The sequence below is a fragment of the Acinetobacter sp. 22301 genome (assembly GCF_052045285.1).
In the GTDB taxonomy this organism is placed as follows: Bacteria; Pseudomonadota; Gammaproteobacteria; order Pseudomonadales; family Moraxellaceae; genus Acinetobacter; species Acinetobacter pittii.
Map to the genome: position 1 here is coordinate 200314 of NZ_JBQEOR010000005.1, position 14568 is coordinate 214881.

16 protein-coding genes and 1 other RNA gene are annotated in these 14568 nt (G+C 37.5%); 7 read left to right on the forward strand and 10 right to left on the reverse strand.

Annotated elements, in window-relative coordinates; translation table 11 throughout:
* The first annotated feature begins 2 nt into the window (after nt 1-2).
* From ACTJJH_RS10420 to ACTJJH_RS10430, 3 genes are all read left to right on the forward strand, one after another.
* Nucleotides 3-1316: a membrane protein gene (locus tag ACTJJH_RS10420; protein WP_005070566.1), complete on the forward strand. Its 1314-nt coding sequence runs from the start codon at nt 3-5 to the stop codon at nt 1314-1316.
* A gap of 86 nt (nt 1317-1402) precedes the next feature.
* Complete coding sequence (gene adk / locus ACTJJH_RS10425) at nt 1403-2056, forward strand: adenylate kinase (protein WP_002117671.1); 654 nt, start codon at nt 1403-1405, stop codon at nt 2054-2056.
* Between the two features lie 71 nt (nt 2057-2127).
* A complete protein-coding gene (locus ACTJJH_RS10430) occupies nt 2128-2265 on the forward strand; it encodes a hypothetical protein (RefSeq protein ID WP_350308399.1) in 138 nt (45 codons plus the stop codon).
* A 37-nt stretch (nt 2266-2302) separates the two neighbouring features.
* On the opposite strand, the gene nth is transcribed toward ACTJJH_RS10430, so the two are convergent.
* Both nth and ACTJJH_RS10440 read right to left on the reverse strand, forming a co-directional pair.
* Complete coding sequence (gene nth, locus ACTJJH_RS10435; RefSeq protein ID WP_017398664.1) at nt 2303-2992, reverse strand: endonuclease III; 690 nt, start codon at nt 2990-2992, stop codon at nt 2303-2305.
* Nucleotides 2993-3784, reverse strand: a complete 792-nt coding sequence (locus tag ACTJJH_RS10440; protein WP_130120956.1) for an RnfABCDGE type electron transport complex subunit B — start codon at nt 3782-3784, stop codon at nt 2993-2995.
* Between the two features lie 272 nt (nt 3785-4056).
* Here ACTJJH_RS10440 and gdhA point away from each other — a divergent pair, with 272 nt between their 5' ends.
* Nucleotides 4057-5460 (forward strand): NADP-specific glutamate dehydrogenase, encoded by a 1404-nt coding sequence (gdhA, locus tag ACTJJH_RS10445; RefSeq protein ID WP_130120955.1) that lies wholly within the window; start codon nt 4057-4059, stop codon nt 5458-5460.
* Nucleotides 5461-5513: 53 nt separating this feature from the next.
* Here gdhA and ACTJJH_RS10450 read toward each other — a convergent pair whose 3' ends face one another.
* From ACTJJH_RS10450 to ACTJJH_RS10470, 5 genes are all read right to left on the reverse strand, one after another.
* A complete protein-coding gene (locus tag ACTJJH_RS10450) occupies nt 5514-6623 on the reverse strand; it encodes an META domain-containing protein (RefSeq protein ID WP_440601104.1) in 1110 nt (369 codons plus the stop codon).
* Between the two features lie 168 nt (nt 6624-6791).
* Nucleotides 6792-7568 (reverse strand): DODA-type extradiol aromatic ring-opening family dioxygenase, encoded by a 777-nt coding sequence (locus ACTJJH_RS10455; RefSeq protein WP_032005893.1) that lies wholly within the window; start codon nt 7566-7568, stop codon nt 6792-6794.
* Between the two features lie 112 nt (nt 7569-7680).
* A complete protein-coding gene (rlmH, locus tag ACTJJH_RS10460; RefSeq protein ID WP_002054393.1) occupies nt 7681-8160 on the reverse strand; it encodes a 23S rRNA (pseudouridine(1915)-N(3))-methyltransferase RlmH in 480 nt (159 codons plus the stop codon).
* 304 nt (nt 8161-8464) lie between these two features.
* Entirely contained in the window at nt 8465-10894 is a 2430-nt protein-coding gene (lon, locus tag ACTJJH_RS10465; protein ID WP_032037256.1) for an endopeptidase La, read from the reverse strand.
* 461 nt (nt 10895-11355) lie between these two features.
* Complete coding sequence (locus ACTJJH_RS10470) at nt 11356-11940, reverse strand: 5-formyltetrahydrofolate cyclo-ligase (protein ID WP_032037258.1); 585 nt, start codon at nt 11938-11940, stop codon at nt 11356-11358.
* Between the two features lie 240 nt (nt 11941-12180).
* On the opposite strand from ACTJJH_RS10470, the gene ACTJJH_RS10475 reads away from it, so the two are divergent.
* The 3 genes from ACTJJH_RS10475 (at nt 12181) to ACTJJH_RS10485 (ending at nt 13165) form a co-directional block, all read left to right on the forward strand.
* On the forward strand, nt 12181-12525 hold the full coding sequence (locus tag ACTJJH_RS10475) for a hypothetical protein (protein ID WP_440601105.1): 345 nt from the start codon (nt 12181-12183) through the stop codon (nt 12523-12525).
* Nucleotides 12526-12637: 112 nt separating this feature from the next.
* Nucleotides 12638-12751 (forward strand): hypothetical protein, encoded by a 114-nt coding sequence (locus ACTJJH_RS10480; RefSeq protein ID WP_002117788.1) that lies wholly within the window; start codon nt 12638-12640, stop codon nt 12749-12751.
* 93 nt (nt 12752-12844) lie between these two features.
* On the forward strand, nt 12845-13165 hold the full coding sequence (locus tag ACTJJH_RS10485) for a hypothetical protein (RefSeq protein WP_206217076.1): 321 nt from the start codon (nt 12845-12847) through the stop codon (nt 13163-13165).
* Nucleotides 13166-13304: 139 nt separating this feature from the next.
* On the opposite strand, the gene ssrS is transcribed toward ACTJJH_RS10485, so the two are convergent.
* From ssrS to ACTJJH_RS10500, 3 genes are all read right to left on the reverse strand, one after another.
* A non-coding RNA gene (gene ssrS / locus ACTJJH_RS10490) (6S RNA) lies at nt 13305-13488 on the reverse strand.
* A 192-nt stretch (nt 13489-13680) separates the two neighbouring features.
* A complete protein-coding gene (locus tag ACTJJH_RS10495) occupies nt 13681-13965 on the reverse strand; it encodes a cell division protein ZapA (protein WP_005070547.1) in 285 nt (94 codons plus the stop codon).
* A complete protein-coding gene (locus ACTJJH_RS10500; protein WP_002117619.1) occupies nt 13962-14522 on the reverse strand; it encodes a hypothetical protein in 561 nt (186 codons plus the stop codon). The genes ACTJJH_RS10495 and ACTJJH_RS10500 overlap by 4 nt, the downstream gene beginning before the upstream one ends.
* Nucleotides 14523-14568 lie beyond the last annotated feature (46 nt).

Sequence of the window (14568 nt, forward strand, 5' to 3'; positions counted from 1 at the left end):
ACATGTTAGAGTACGTCAGTGGATTGTGGCAGACCTTTTTACACAGACCTGATTTTTGGGCCGTTTTGAGTATCATTCCCGTAACGGCTTTTGTCACATGGGCACATGTGTGGATGGCTTTAAAAATGGTATTTTACCCAATTAAATTTTGGGGATTCCATTTAGGACCATTGCCAGTAGGTTGGCAAGGTATCGTGCCACGTAAAGCAGGACGTATCTCTGGGATTATTACCGATAACACTTTATCTAAATTAGGTTCATTGCGTGAATTTTTAGAAGCAATGGATCCTGAAGATATGGCGCGTATTATTGGTGAACAAGTCGGTTTTGAACTTGAACATCTTATTGATGAAGTCATGATCGATCGTAATGCGGTGCTTTGGGAAAATCTACCTTATTCAATTAAACGCCGTATTTATGCTCAAGCACATAAGCAATTGCCGGGTGTGTTAAAAGAATTAGTGACTGAGCTGACCATGAATGTAGAGTCACTGGTTAACATGCGTGAAATGGTCGTGAGCCAGATGGAAGGTGATCGCCGTTTAATGGTACGTATGTTCTTAAAGGTGGGTCAAAAAGAAATTAACTTTATTTGGCATATTAGTGCACTGATTGGCATGTTCTTTGGTATTTTCCAAATGGTGGTTTGGTTTGTAGTACCATGGCACTGGACAGTACCATTTTGGGCTGCGATTTGGGGCTTTTTAACTAACTGGATCGCAATCTGGATGGTGTTTAACCCAATTGAGCCGCATTATATTCGTTATCCACAGATTTTTAGATTAACAAAAGATCGTAAGTTTCCATGGATTGTACCAGTTCTTCGAATTGGGACCTATAATGTCCAAGGCGCTTTTATGAAGCGTCAAGAGGAAGTCTCTGATGTGTTTTCGAGCGTAGTCACAGAAGATCTGATCACGTTAAAATCGATTATGACCGAAATGATGTATGGGCCGCGTAAAGATAAAACGCGCCGCATTGTTAAGCGTCATATTAACGAAATCATGGAAACCCCGTTAGTTCGCACCTCTTTACAGCTTTCTTTAGGGCCAAGAGAGTACGCAAGATTAAAGACGGACTTGATTGATCGTTCAATTGAAATTACGATGGGACCCGTATGTGACCCAGCACTGAACGCAAGCCGGGCACAGAAGATTTTTCAAATGTTTAAAGAGCGTATTCGTGAACTAACACCAAAAGAATTTCAGAATTTATTACGTCCTGCATTTCAGGAGGATGAGTGGATTCTTATTGTACTAGGTGGGGTAACCGGATTTATTGCTGGTACAATACATTTGTTTGTAGCTTTCTTATAATTCGATGTCAGGCAGGATCTATTGAAGATTAACGAGACTTTTTCTGCCGGACTTCATATTCATTGTTTTAAATGAGGATGTTTTTTATGCGCATTATTTTACTCGGACCACCTGGAGCAGGCAAAGGGACTCAGGCTCAGTTGATCTGTAAGCGCTACAATGTCCCACAAATTTCAACCGGTGATATGCTCCGTGCTGCGATTCGTGAAGGTACTGAATTAGGTCTAAAAGCTAAAAGTGTAATGGAATCTGGTGGATTGGTTTCAGATGAACTTATTATCGGTTTAGTAAAAGAACGTATTGCTCAACCTGACTGTGCAAATGGCTGCATTTTTGATGGTTTCCCACGTACTATTCCACAAGCTGAAGCTTTGGAAAAAGAAGGGATTAGCATTGATCACGTGATTGAAATTGATGTTCCTGATGAAGAAATCGTAAAACGTCTTTCTGGTCGTCGTCAGCATCCAGCTTCTGGTCGTGTTTATCATACTGTATACAATCCACCTAAAGTGGAAGGTAAAGATGATGAAACTGGTGAAGATCTTGTTCAACGTCCAGATGACCAAGAAGAAACAATCCGTAAACGTTTAGCGTCTTATCATACTGAAACAGAGCAATTGGTTGGTTTCTACCAAGGCCGTGCTGCTTCTGGTGAAAATGCTCCAACTTATGACAAGCTTGATGGCTTGCGTACAATTGAAGATGTACAAAAAGATTTGTTCAACATCTTAGACAAATAATTTAATATTGTTTGTGATAATGAGCCCTCTTTGTGAGGGCTCTTTTCTTTCATTCAGTGCAGGAGAACAATATGAAAATCATATTGATTTTGGTGGTATTGCTGAGTCTGGCACTATTAATATTTTTGGCTTTTCAAAGCTACAAAATGCTAAGACAGGTTCAAAAACAAGCAAAAAAAGAGCGTAATGAAAAAAAGCGTCTAAAGTAAGTTTGATTGGGTATGATCCCTATACCCAACTATATTTTTAAGCTTCAATATTTTTAATGGCAATTTGCTTTTGTGCGCCAAATTCAAAGCGATCAGGCCAGTTACAGACATCTGCAACAACACATTCTGCACATTTAGGTTTACGGGCGATACAACAATAACGACCGTGTAATATGAGCCAGTGATGTGAATCTAAAATAAATTCTTTAGGAATAACCTTAATTAAGCGGTGCTCAACCTCAAGAACATTTTTACCTATTGCTAAACCGGTTCGATTCCCCACACGGAAAATATGGGTATCGACAGCCATAGTTGGTTGTCCAAATGCCGTATTTAAAACCACGTTGGCTGTTTTACGCCCGACACCTGGTAAAGCTTCTAAATCTTTTCTGTTGCTTGGAACTTCGCCGTTAAATTGTTCCATTAAAATCTTACAGGTCTTAATGACATTTTCGGCTTTTGCGTTATAGAGACCAATTGTCTTGATATATTCCTTTAACCCATCTACGCCCAAGTTATAGATTTTTTCAGCTGTATTCGCCACAGGGTAGAGTTTATCAGTTGCTTTATTAACACTTACGTCGGTCGCTTGAGCTGACAACATAACTGCAATAAGTAGCTCAAATGGAGATGAATATTTTAACTCGGTTTGAGGTGAAGGTCGTTGTTCGCGAAGGCGTTCAAAGAAAATTTGAATCTGCTTTTTCGTCATATTCTTGACGGCCATTCAGACCTCCTGTAATTGCATGAGTTGCTGTTGAAGTTCTTCAAGTTGAAGACGTTTTTTAGCATCTTCACGAACACTGAGCTGTTTTTCCAGTTTCTTAATTTGCGTACGAATTTTCGCTAACTCAATTGTAGTTTTTGCATCAGTTGACACAACTTCTTTGGATTTCTCGATGAGCTCGATTGAAGGTACTTCATCAAGTGCCTGAGAGAATTGGGCAAACAGTTGGGTATCAATTTCAGCACGTACTACAGGCCCTTTACGGTGAGTACGACGTTTTTCTTCGCGCTGAATGTGAGCATAATAACGTTGTCTTAAATCATTTTGTTCAGCGATACGCTGTTGCTCATTTGGTAATGCTTGCGTGTCTTCGACCAAATCAATGCAATCTACCGGACAAGGTGGAATACATAACTCACAACCTGTACATAAGTCAGTCAAGATGGTATGCATGAGCTTACCACTTCCAATAATAGCATCTACAGGGCAAGCACTAATACATTTGGTGCAACCAATACATTCATCTTCCCGAATAATCGCTTTCATTCGTTGGGGACGACCATCGGCCTGTACAGGCCATACGCTAGTTTCAGCGGTTAACACAGGACGATTTAATAGATTTGCGAGTGCATCGGCTACAGGCTGACCACCTGGAACACATTTATTTGCTTCTTCACCTTCAGCAATCGACTTTGCGTAGGGTAGACATCCATCACGATGTCCACATAAACCACACTGAGTCTGTGGTAATAACGCATCAATCTCGCGTATGAGAGAAATAGATGAATTCATAGTGGGCAAATAGCTTGGTTAAAACGATGCGATAATGAAGAAAAACCTAAGTAAGGTCAATGGATTTTAACGAATTTATTGGCTTTTTGATTGACCTAAAATGTAGCTAATATTGCACAATAATAGATCAATAAAAATGAAAAGATAAATGACTATTTCTTATTTTTAAGTAGTTTTTCTAAAAATAAGTTTTTGATAATTAAGATAAATAAAATAATTTAAAATAAGTATTGTTAAAATTGATGGAAAGGGATTTAATATTTTGCTGCTAAATGATGCATTTAAAAATGTATTGCACCAATTTAATTCATTACTATGCTGAGGACCGTGCATTGAAATACAACAACCTGAATGAATTCCTGAATTACGTGCAAGCGCGTGATCCGCATCAACCTGAGTTCTTGCAAGCTGTCGAAGAAGTCATGACGAGTTTGTGGCCATTTATTGAAAAAAATCCGGAATATGCAGAGCAGGGATTGCTAGAACGTTTGGTTGAACCTGAGCGTGTGATTCAATTCCGTGTTTCATGGATGGATGATCAAGGCCAGACTCAAGTTAACCGTGCTTTCCGCGTTCAATACAATTCAGCAATTGGTCCATTCAAAGGTGGAATGCGTTTCCATCCATCGGTCAATCTATCAATTTTAAAATTTTTAGGTTTTGAGCAGACTTTTAAAAACTCACTTACTACTTTACCAATGGGTGGGGGGAAAGGTGGTTCAGATTTTGATCCTAAAGGTAAATCTGATGCTGAAATTATGCGCTTCTGCCAGGCATTAATCATTGAGCTTTATCGCCATTTAGGACCCAATACGGATATTCCAGCTGGGGATATTGGCGTGGGGGCACGTGAAGTTGGTTATATGGCAGGCATGATGAAAAAGCTGAGTAACGACACCGCTTGTGTCTTTACCGGTAAGGGAATTTCATTTGGTGGTAGCTTAATGCGTCCTGAAGCAACTGGTTATGGTACGGTTTATTTTGCAGAAGAAATGCTAAAAGCCCGTGGACAATCTTTTGCTGGTAAAACTGTTTCTGTTTCAGGCTCTGGTAACGTCGCACAATATGCGGCAGAAAAGGCGATGTTCTTAGGAGCAAAAGTTGTTACCTTGTCGGACTCAAACGGTACAGTTTATTTAAAAAATGGTTTTACAGATGATTTGCTTGCTGAAGTAATGGAACTGAAAAACGTTAAACGTGGTCGTATTTCCGAGTTTGCTTCTAAACATGGTTTTGAATATTTTGAAGGAAAAACGCCTTGGCATATTCCTGTTGATATTGCTTTGCCATGTGCTACGCAAAATGAATTAACGGGTGAAGACGCTAAAACGCTTATTGCAAATGGTGTCATTTGTGTAGCTGAAGGCGCTAATATGCCATCTACACTTGAAGCAGTTGAACATTTTATTGAAGCTAAAATTTTGTATGCGCCAGGTAAAGCATCTAATGCGGGTGGTGTGGCAACTTCTGGTTTAGAAATGTCTCAAAATGCAATTCGTTTAGGCTGGACCCATGCTGAGGTCGATGAACGTTTACATGCAATTATGAAAGACATTCATGCCAACTGTGTAAGATATGGTACTAAAGAAGACGGTAGTGTGAACTATGTAGACGGTGCCAATATTGCAGGTTTTGTAAAAGTTGCTGATGCAATGCTTGCTCAAGGTATTTTCTAAGATAGAAATAAAAAATCCGATGCATAAGCATCGGATTTTTTTAGTCTAAAAACTTATTTTTTAGGTTTTTTAACTAACTCTTGTTCTACAACCATATCTAATACATCTGCTTGACTAGATTGGTCTGCAGCTGGGTTTTTCACTTCAAAACGTTTTACACGCAAAATTACGCGTTGGTCCGGTTTATGTTCAAACCCTTCGATTTGACCGTAATATAATGACCAGTTTTTGTCAGCGTAAGTTTTAACACCTTTGTCATCATATTTAATTTCACGAACTTGCATACAAGTTTGTGGCGCAACACCAGTACAAGATTTAGTTTCTGGAGCAACTTCTAGGAAAACTGTTTTTCCTTCAGATTGATATTTTGCTTCAGGTGTCATTTTACCAGTGAAAGTATATTTCTGACCTTGAGCATCAGATACTGTCAATGTTGGTTGATCAACATTTGTAGTATTGAGTTCAAACGGAACTGCACGTTTTTGGAAGAGGCTGCTAGAGAACTGTTCCTGTTTCATTAAAGCAGGTTCACATGCCATCATTGTCGACATTACGTCAGCTGTTACAATCGTATTATTTTCAACTTTCCAAGTTGTTCCTTGGCGGTTACAACCTGTTGCGATAGATAAACGATCATTTGTAAAGTTAAGAACGATTGGCTTTTTAGTATTTTCAGGCTGATATGACCAAGAGTAATCTGTTAAAGCTTGAGTATTAACTGCTTTTTGACCTTGGAAAATGTGTTTTTGACCAGTTTTATCTGTCACCGTTAAAATCACCTGACCATTAGTGTTGCTAATTTCAATTGGTAATTTTGCTTCATTAAAGATGCTAGTAGAAAGTTGTTCTTGTTTCATTAAATCATCTTGGCAAGCCATCATCGTTGAAACAAGATTAGAAGTAACAAGTTGGTTGCCTTCAACTTTCCAAGTACCGCCTTGGCCATTACAGTCCGTATTAATGGCTAATTTACCATCTGCATTAAAGTTAAGAATAAGTGGTTTAGAAGCTTTTACATTTTGATAAGTCCATGCATATTCACCTAAAGTGGTTGCAAGGTTTTGTTGTTGCTCAGAAACAATTGGAGCAGGAGTATTAGTAACTGTTTGACACGCCATCAAAGAAAAAGGTAATAACGCAAGAATTAAATATTTAATTTTCATTTAAAAACTTCAAGTAAAAAAACAACAGTAATAAGCTTAAAACATTCTTAAAAAAAGAAAATGTAAACATTTGATTGTTTCGGTTTTTAAAATGTATAAGTTTGTAAATTATTCTAATTTTCAACAAAAATAATGGTATACCCCGCAAAACGGGGTATTTCTTAATAATTAATCAAAACGATAGATGTCCATTCCTAATGAGCCCATTGTGAAGCTACTATGAACAATCGTAAAGCGATTGCCTGTACCCATAGCAAAAAACAAAGGTGCAAAATGTTCAAGCGTAGGGTGGTTGCGTTTCACAAACGGCAGTGATTGCCAGTCTAAAACTCCATCATAATCTTGATGGGAAAGCTTATTAACGACAGTATTTCTAAAAGTTGAAGCCCATTCAGGAACTTTAGAGTTGTCTCCTTGCCAAGATAACTCTGCAAGATTATGAGTAATACTTCCTGAACCAATGAGTAAGATTTGTTTATCACGTAAAGGGGTAAGCGTTTGTCCTATACGATAAATTTCTTGTGCACTTAAATTTGATGGCAAAGAAATTTCGACTACAGGAATGTCTGCATCTGGGTACATATGCAATAAAGGCATCCATACGCCATGATCACGAGGACGGGTACTATTGGCATGTGCAACAAAGTGAGCATCGGCCAATAATTTTAAGATTTCTTCTGCTAATGCTGGTTCGCCAGGCGCACTGTAGCGAATTTCATATAACTCTTTAGGAAATCCACGGAAGTCATGCCATGTTTCAGGACGAGTCGAAATGCTCACTTCAAGTGCTTTACTTTCCCAGTGCGCAGACATCACAATGATTGCCTTAGGTATAGGAAGATTTGTGCCTAAACGGTGTAGAGCAGGTCCCACTTGTTCTGGATCAAGTGCAAGCATGGGCGAGCCATGGGAAATAAACAGTCCAGGAAGGGTTTGTAGTTCCATTTCATTACACCTGAGTTGAAAAGCAGAATAATAGTCATTATGCCAAAATCAGGACATGTTAAAAGTATCCTGATTTCAACGGATTGTTCTTAAAATGAAACGTTTGTTCCTTTTATGCACGGTGATAAGGATGATTATGATTAATGCTCATCGCTCGGTAAAGCTGCTCGATTAATAAAACACGTACTAAAGGATGGGGCATGGTAAGTTTTGAGAGTGACCAATGCCAAGCAGCTGCTTTACGTACTTGATCTGACAAACCATCTGGACCGCCAATCGCAAGTGCTACATCATTACCCTCAAGCATCCATTGTTTCATTGTATCAGCTAATTTTTCTGTACTTAGTTCCCGACCACCAACTTCAAGAGCAATTAAGGTTTCATTCGGTTTTAAAGCATTTAAAATACTTTCGCCTTCAATTTGGCAATACTTTAAAATATCCGCTTCTGAATCATTCTTACCACGTTTGGCCATAGGTAGTTCAATAACTTGAGTTTGAACAAAAGGTTGGATGCGTTTGAAATAATCTTCAAAACCAGTAAGAACCCAAGCAGGCATTTTTTGACCAATGGTCAGAATACGAATTTTCATGTTATCTATTCATTCAAATACAGCTGGCGCATTATACCTGATGAATGAAAGTATCTGACGATCTAAAAAGCTGGCATAAAAAACGCAGTCCAAAAAACAGTGTTGGACTGCGATCAAATGATCATCTGTCTGGAGTTCAGATGATCATAGAGAATAAAAACAAGGCTATCTAAGAATTAGATAGTTAAGAGTACTCATTTATTTAAATACTCTTATTACCTATTATGAGGATGGTTGGATATTTTTCAATCAAATTGTGTAACAAAAAAAAGAGAGCCGAAGCTCTCTTTTTCTATATTTTTAATTAGTGACGTGCTGCTTTTGAGCCTTCCACCGGTTTTACAATCGGTGTTTTAGGTAAAGGCTTTGGCAACGAAACTAATGCTAAAGGTAAGATGTCATCAATACTTTTCACAGCTTTGATTTCCAAACCTTCTTTAACATTCGCAGGAATTTCTGCTAAGTCTCGAACGTTGTCTTGAGGAATAAATACAAGTTTAATTCCACCGCGGTGTGCTGCAAGAAGTTTTTCTTTTAAGCCACCAATACGCATTGCACGACCACCTAAGCTTGTTTCACCAGTCATTGCAATATCAGGACGAATTGCAATACCTGTAAATGCTGATACAAGCGCAGTTGTTAATGCTAAACCAGCAGATGGGCCATCTTTTGGTGTTGCACCTTCAGGTAAGTGAACGTGTACATCAGTTTCTTCAAAACGAGAAGCTTCAATACCTAGCTCATCGGCACGTGTACGCACTAAAGTCATTGCTGTAGTAATAGATTCTTTCATTACGTCACCGAGTGAACCGGTTGTAATGAATTTACCTTTACCTTTAACCGCTGCAACTTCAATAGTTAGTAACTCACCACCTACAGATGTCCAAGCTAGACCATTTACGCGTCCTACTTGTGCTTCATCTTCTGCGATACCAAAGTCAAACTTATGTGGACCTAAGTATTCTGGAAGATTGGCAGAAGTCACATCAAGTTGTAAGTTTTTAGACTTTTTACTTACTGCTTCTTTTACCACTTTACGCGCAATTTTAGACACTTCACGTTCTAAACTACGTACACCAGCTTCACGTGTATAGCGTTGAACAATGTCACGGATCGCTTCTTCATGAATTGTTAACTCTTTTGGACGTAGACCATTGTTCTTAATTGCTTTTGGAACAAGATAACGTTCAGCAATGTTAACTTTCTCATCTTCGGTATAACCCGGTAGACGAATAACTTCCATACGGTCAAGCAAGGCTTCTGGAATATTCATACTGTTTGCAGTACAGATGAACATCACTTCAGATAGGTCAAGATCAAGATCTAAATAGTGATCGTTGAACTTACTGTTTTGTGATGGATCTAATACTTCAAGCAATGCAGAAGCAGGATCACCGCGGTAGTCTTGTGCCATCTTGTCAATTTCGTCAAGTAAGAACAGTGGGTTCTTCACGCCAACTTTTGTTAAAGACTGCACAATTTTACCTGGCATCGCACCAATATAAGTACGACGGTGACCACGAATTTCAGCTTCGTCACGTACACCACCGAGTGCCATACGAACAAATTCACGACCTGTTGCTTTCGCGACAGACTCACCAAGTGAAGTTTTACCTACACCAGGAGGGCCTACTAAACATAGAATCGGACCTTTGAGCTTTTTAACACGCGACTGAACAGCTAAGTATTCAACAATACGGTCTTTTACGTCATCTAAACCGTAGTGATCTGTATCGAGAATTTCCTGTGCTTTCGCAAGGTTAATACTCACTTTGCTCGCTTTATTCCACGGCGTATCTAAAATTACTTCTAGATAGTTACGTACAACAGCTGCTTCACTAGACGCTGGTTGCATTGCTTTAAGCTTACGGAACTCAGCTTCAGCTTTTTTACGTACGTGTTCAGGTAAATCAGCTTCAGCAAGACGTTTCTCTATCTCAGCAACGTCATCTTCAGCACCGCCATTCATGTCAGAAAGTTCACGTTGAATGACTTTCATTTTTTCATTTAGAAAGTATTCACGTTGGTTTTTTTCCATTTGACGTTTTACGCTGTCATGCAAAGTTTGTTCAATTTGCTGTTCAGCAGATTGATTTACCAAGTAGCTCATAAGCTCTTGCAAATGTGCTTCAAACTCATCGTGCTCTAAAAACTTCTGTTTAATTTCAATATTTAGAGGCACACGTGTTGCTACGAAGAACATGAGTTGTAGCAAATCTTCAATTTTATTAGCCGCAGCAACAAGTTCGCGTGCATTACGTAATTTTGCTTCAGCATATTGAGCAAATAAAGTACGTAACTCTTGCAAACGAGTTTCTTGAGTAGCTTTATCTACGTTAATTGTCATTGGACTTAAGCTGTGTTCAGCAGTCAAATGGCTATCTTCATCGATAATCTTTTCAAGTTTAGAGCGATGTAAACCTTCAATAAGTACTTTAATGCAGTTTTCATCATTCTCATGATTTACGACTTGAACAATCTTAGCGACAGTTCCGTACTGATAAAGGTTATCGTGATCAATTTCTTCTGTAAGCGAATCTTTTTGCGCAACTACAAATACTAAATTGTCACTGTTACGAGCCACATCAACTGCATTGATCGATTTTTCACGACCCACGAATAACGCAATTTGCATGTGTGGGTAAACCACAACATCACGCAACGCTAAAAGTGGTAATACACTTGGAACCTGAGGCTCTAAGTCAGTTTTTTCATTCATAATAAGTTCAGACATGGGCACTCCTAATGAGTGACAACGAGGTTGCCATGTTTTTTATAGTGATGTGTATTTTAAAAATTACAAGGGCCTCACTAGAGAAAATGTGGAAAAAAGGACTAATTTAGTCAACTTTTTTTTAAAAATGTTATGAATCAAGAGATTAATTCTTAAGAAGAATAAAATTTTGTATTAATGCTAAGTAATTTAGCTTAATAATTATAAATATTCATATCACAAAAAATGTTTATGAATAGAAAATAATCATTTTACGGGCGATTTATAGACATTATATGGTTAACAATAATTCACAACTTATTCAATGTTTGGTGCCTAATAGAGGTGGTAATATAAATTGGTGAAACGGTCTGTCACGTAAAAGTAACCATCTTTAGGGTGGTTACTTTTATGATTTTGAAAGACATAAAAGTAAAAAAATGGTTTTATATGACTAAATTTTATTAGTTTTTATATAAATATTATCTTTTAAAATAATAAACACGTTGAGGTGTGAGTAAAGCATCTAATGGCTGATCCCAACTCTGACGTTTTAAAGTATGTTCGATAAATTGAAATTGATGAGCTAACCCTAAACGATAAGGTTTGTGTTTTGCACTTGCCAAGGTACGATCATAATAACCACCTCCCATGCCAATACGCGTACCATATCGGTCGCATGCCAGAAGTGGCATGATCAATAAATCAAGTGATGAAACATGTTTTGCTCTAGTGGCCATCGGTTCTTTCATTCCCAATGGGTGATGCGAAAAACGTCGGTTTATATATTGGTTTTTAGATATTTTTACCCAGACCAAACGCTGGTTCATAGAACAAATCATCGGCAAATAAACCTGCTTATTTTTTTTAAAACATAATTCTATGAGAAGCTCTGTGTGAACTTCTCCAAAGGCATGCAAATATAAACCAATTTTTTTGGAAGAATGAAAAATAGGCAGGGTATTTAAATGATGAAGAACATCAAGCTGAGCTTGTTTTTGCTCAAATGAACTTAAAGAACGTCTTTTAGATCTTAAATTTTTTCTAATAAAGCTGAGTTCATTCATGTATAAATCTAACTAAGATTAAAGATCAGTCGTGCAAAATTATACCTATTTTTCGACAGCTTTATGGAAATAGAAGGGTAATTCGAAAATAACTTAAATTCGTTAGACCAAAAGTCATAAATTGATCTGATCTATTGTGTTTAACTATTAAAAATTCTATTTCTTTACGTATTGTCAGTATTTCTTTACATTTAATAAGGTTAAGTATATTTAAAAGATTAATGCAGAATTGTTAAGCCTATGAAGTTGAAAATTTTAACCATTACAATAAGTATTGGTCTGCTACTTGGTGGGTGTACAAAACAAACAGAACCTGAAGCTGCTGAAGTTGACTATAAAGCTCAATTTGAAGAATCTGACCGTAAAATAGGAGAGTTTTTAGATCAACTAGATAACCCGAATACGCCTCAAGAAATTAGAGTCAAAATCTTATGTCATGACTATCCAGAAGTTTATAAGACCCAATATATGCCTGCCTTAATAAAAATTTCGCCTAAACCTTATACCGAAGAGAAATTATTAGCGGATTTGAAAAGTGCGACTGACTACTATAAGGATGCTTTTGCAATTAGATGCACTCAATAATTTTGTATTGAGTTTAATCTCAAAAAATCCGATAAATGTGAATTGATTGGCATTATTGTGTTGTGATAAATTTTCTTCTGTCTTTATAAGTGAAAGTTTAGGGGATTTAGATATGGAAATCTTAAAGTTCTTACAGAGTTTTAATACAGTTGGTACATACTTAACGATCGCTTCAACCGTTTTAGTAGGTCTAATTATTTATTTTTATGTGATTAATCCAGCATAAAAACCTTTAAAAGAAATAGGGATCAATTTCCTATTTCTTTATTAATAATAAAATTCTGTAATTAATTTAAAGCTATAAAAATAAGGTAGGTATATGAAGTTTAAATTATTTTTTCTTAGTTTTTTAGCTTTTGGCTGTTATGCCGATGAAAGTGTAAATGACCCCGAAATTTGTAATGTAGTGAAGAAAGTTTCTTATACTGTCATGGAAGCGCGTCAACAAAAAGTCCCATCTGAAGACTTGCAGCATATAGCGAATAGTCTTGAAGATCCAAAGGCAAAACAACTTTATGAAGATTTAATTACTTCTGCTTATTCAACCAAAGTATTCAAGACCAGCTTCTTTAAACGAAAAGCCATAGAAGATTTTCAAACAGCTTGGTATCAAGAATGCCTGAGTAGAAAAGAAAAGTAATTTTGAATGCAGAGACTCGTTCATCTCTAAAATAATAATGTGATGCTTATTGAATGCTTGAGAAAATATCGTACCGACAGGTCTGTATTAAAAGGCAAATTAAAATAAATATTTGAAATTTTATTATTTAATTAAAAGTAAATGCTCCGAAGATGCCGCTGCATGTGTCGTTACCCTGAACCCGATGAGTTCAAGGTGGACGCGACGTATACTTGCTGGGTTTCCTACTCAAGGTAGGCATACACTCTAAATATACAGAACGCAATCCATAAGTTTAAGTATCGGCAGGGGAATAGACCCGCTGGCGAACATCCCAGAGATAGCTTAAGTATAACCGATCTGACTATGTTGGCAATCACTTGAGTCTATGGAACTGTAAACTTAGTTTGCGTTTGATGAAGCTTTGTACATTGAAAGTGGATAAAACGATATTCGACCGTAATGGATAGTCAAAAATAAAAAAGCCTTGCATCTATGATTTATAGAGCAAGGCATTTTGTGGTAATCAAAGCTTGTTAAATAACTTGTTCCACATCTTCTAAAATCGTTTGCAGTAGGCGTTCACAGTGAGTGTATTCCTGCAAAGATTTATTAAGACTCAGCACTTCTTGAGTTAACTGTAGAGCGACCATAATGACTAGTTTGTTGTGCTCAACACGTGGGGCACTACGGCGCATGTCATTAAATTTCTCATTGAGAAGTTGCGCTGCGCGTTCAAGTTCATCTTTTTTATCTGAGGTAGTCGCGAGTCTAAAAGTCTGCTCAATCAGCCTAAGCTCTACCATGACTTGTTCACTCATGATTGGATCTCCTCACCAGTTTCAGCATTAGGATGGGCAAGTTGCTGGATTTCTTGAGCGTGTTGATCTTGAGCAGTGCCTAAAATTCCTAAACGCTGAATAATGGCTTCAACTTTTGATTTGGCAAGCTCATTTTTTTGTAACAAACGGTCACGATCTTGTTGTAAATCATGCAGCTCTTGTTGGGTTTGACGCTGGTGAGCTTGTAACTTCTCTTTTGCAACACGTAATTCATTTCGTTCTGCAAGAATTTCTTGAAAACGATTTTTCAAATCAGTCGTACTTTTTTCTAATCGGCTATAACGTTCGGCAAGTGTGTTAGCATCTTGATTCAATTGTTGAAATTGGCCTTTTAACTGAGAAAGTTGCTCAGTTACCGACTCAATTTCCTCTTGTTTTTTAGTGATAATACTATTTTTTTGCACAACTTGTGCGTGATGCTCTGTTTCAGCCAGTTCTTTAGCTTCCGAGAGTGCCGCATGTTCACTCTCTAAATGATGTAAGCGTGTTTTTAAAACGCTAATATGCGCTTGTAGCCGCTGTAATTGTTCTAACATAACGAGGTCGCACAGAATTGCAATCAAAGGTAATATATACAAAGTA

What these genes read in the sequence shown, in the direction of transcription:
- nth (WP_017398664.1), bottom strand. Translation starts at nt 2,992, where the DNA reads ATGGCCGTCAAGAATATGACGAAAAAGCAGATTCAAATTTTCTTTGAA.
- ACTJJH_RS10470 (WP_032037258.1), bottom strand. Translation starts at nt 11,940, where the DNA reads ATGAATGAACTCAGCTTTATTAGAAAAAATTTAAGATCTAAAAGACGT.
- rlmH (WP_002054393.1), bottom strand. Translation starts at nt 8,160, where the DNA reads ATGAAAATTCGTATTCTGACCATTGGTCAAAAAATGCCTGCTTGGGTT.
- ACTJJH_RS10420 (WP_005070566.1), top strand. Translation starts at nt 3, where the DNA reads ATGTTAGAGTACGTCAGTGGATTGTGGCAGACCTTTTTACACAGACCT.
- ACTJJH_RS10495 (WP_005070547.1), bottom strand. Translation starts at nt 13,965, where the DNA reads ATGAGTGAACAAGTCATGGTAGAGCTTAGGCTGATTGAGCAGACTTTT.
- lon (WP_032037256.1), bottom strand. Translation starts at nt 10,894, where the DNA reads ATGTCTGAACTTATTATGAATGAAAAAACTGACTTAGAGCCTCAGGTT.
- ACTJJH_RS10450 (WP_440601104.1), bottom strand. Translation starts at nt 6,623, where the DNA reads ATGAAAATTAAATATTTAATTCTTGCGTTATTACCTTTTTCTTTGATG.
- ACTJJH_RS10430 (WP_350308399.1), top strand. Translation starts at nt 2,128, where the DNA reads ATGAAAATCATATTGATTTTGGTGGTATTGCTGAGTCTGGCACTATTA.
- gdhA (WP_130120955.1), top strand. Translation starts at nt 4,057, where the DNA reads ATGATGCATTTAAAAATGTATTGCACCAATTTAATTCATTACTATGCT.
- adk (WP_002117671.1), top strand. Translation starts at nt 1,403, where the DNA reads ATGCGCATTATTTTACTCGGACCACCTGGAGCAGGCAAAGGGACTCAG.
- ACTJJH_RS10480 (WP_002117788.1), top strand. Translation starts at nt 12,638, where the DNA reads ATGGAAATCTTAAAGTTCTTACAGAGTTTTAATACAGTTGGTACATAC.
- ACTJJH_RS10500 (WP_002117619.1), bottom strand. Translation starts at nt 14,522, where the DNA reads ATGTTAGAACAATTACAGCGGCTACAAGCGCATATTAGCGTTTTAAAA.
- ACTJJH_RS10485 (WP_206217076.1), top strand. Translation starts at nt 12,845, where the DNA reads ATGAAGTTTAAATTATTTTTTCTTAGTTTTTTAGCTTTTGGCTGTTAT.
- ACTJJH_RS10440 (WP_130120956.1), bottom strand. Translation starts at nt 3,784, where the DNA reads ATGAATTCATCTATTTCTCTCATACGCGAGATTGATGCGTTATTACCA.
- ACTJJH_RS10475 (WP_440601105.1), top strand. Translation starts at nt 12,181, where the DNA reads ATGAAGTTGAAAATTTTAACCATTACAATAAGTATTGGTCTGCTACTT.
- ACTJJH_RS10455 (WP_032005893.1), bottom strand. Translation starts at nt 7,568, where the DNA reads ATGGAACTACAAACCCTTCCTGGACTGTTTATTTCCCATGGCTCGCCC.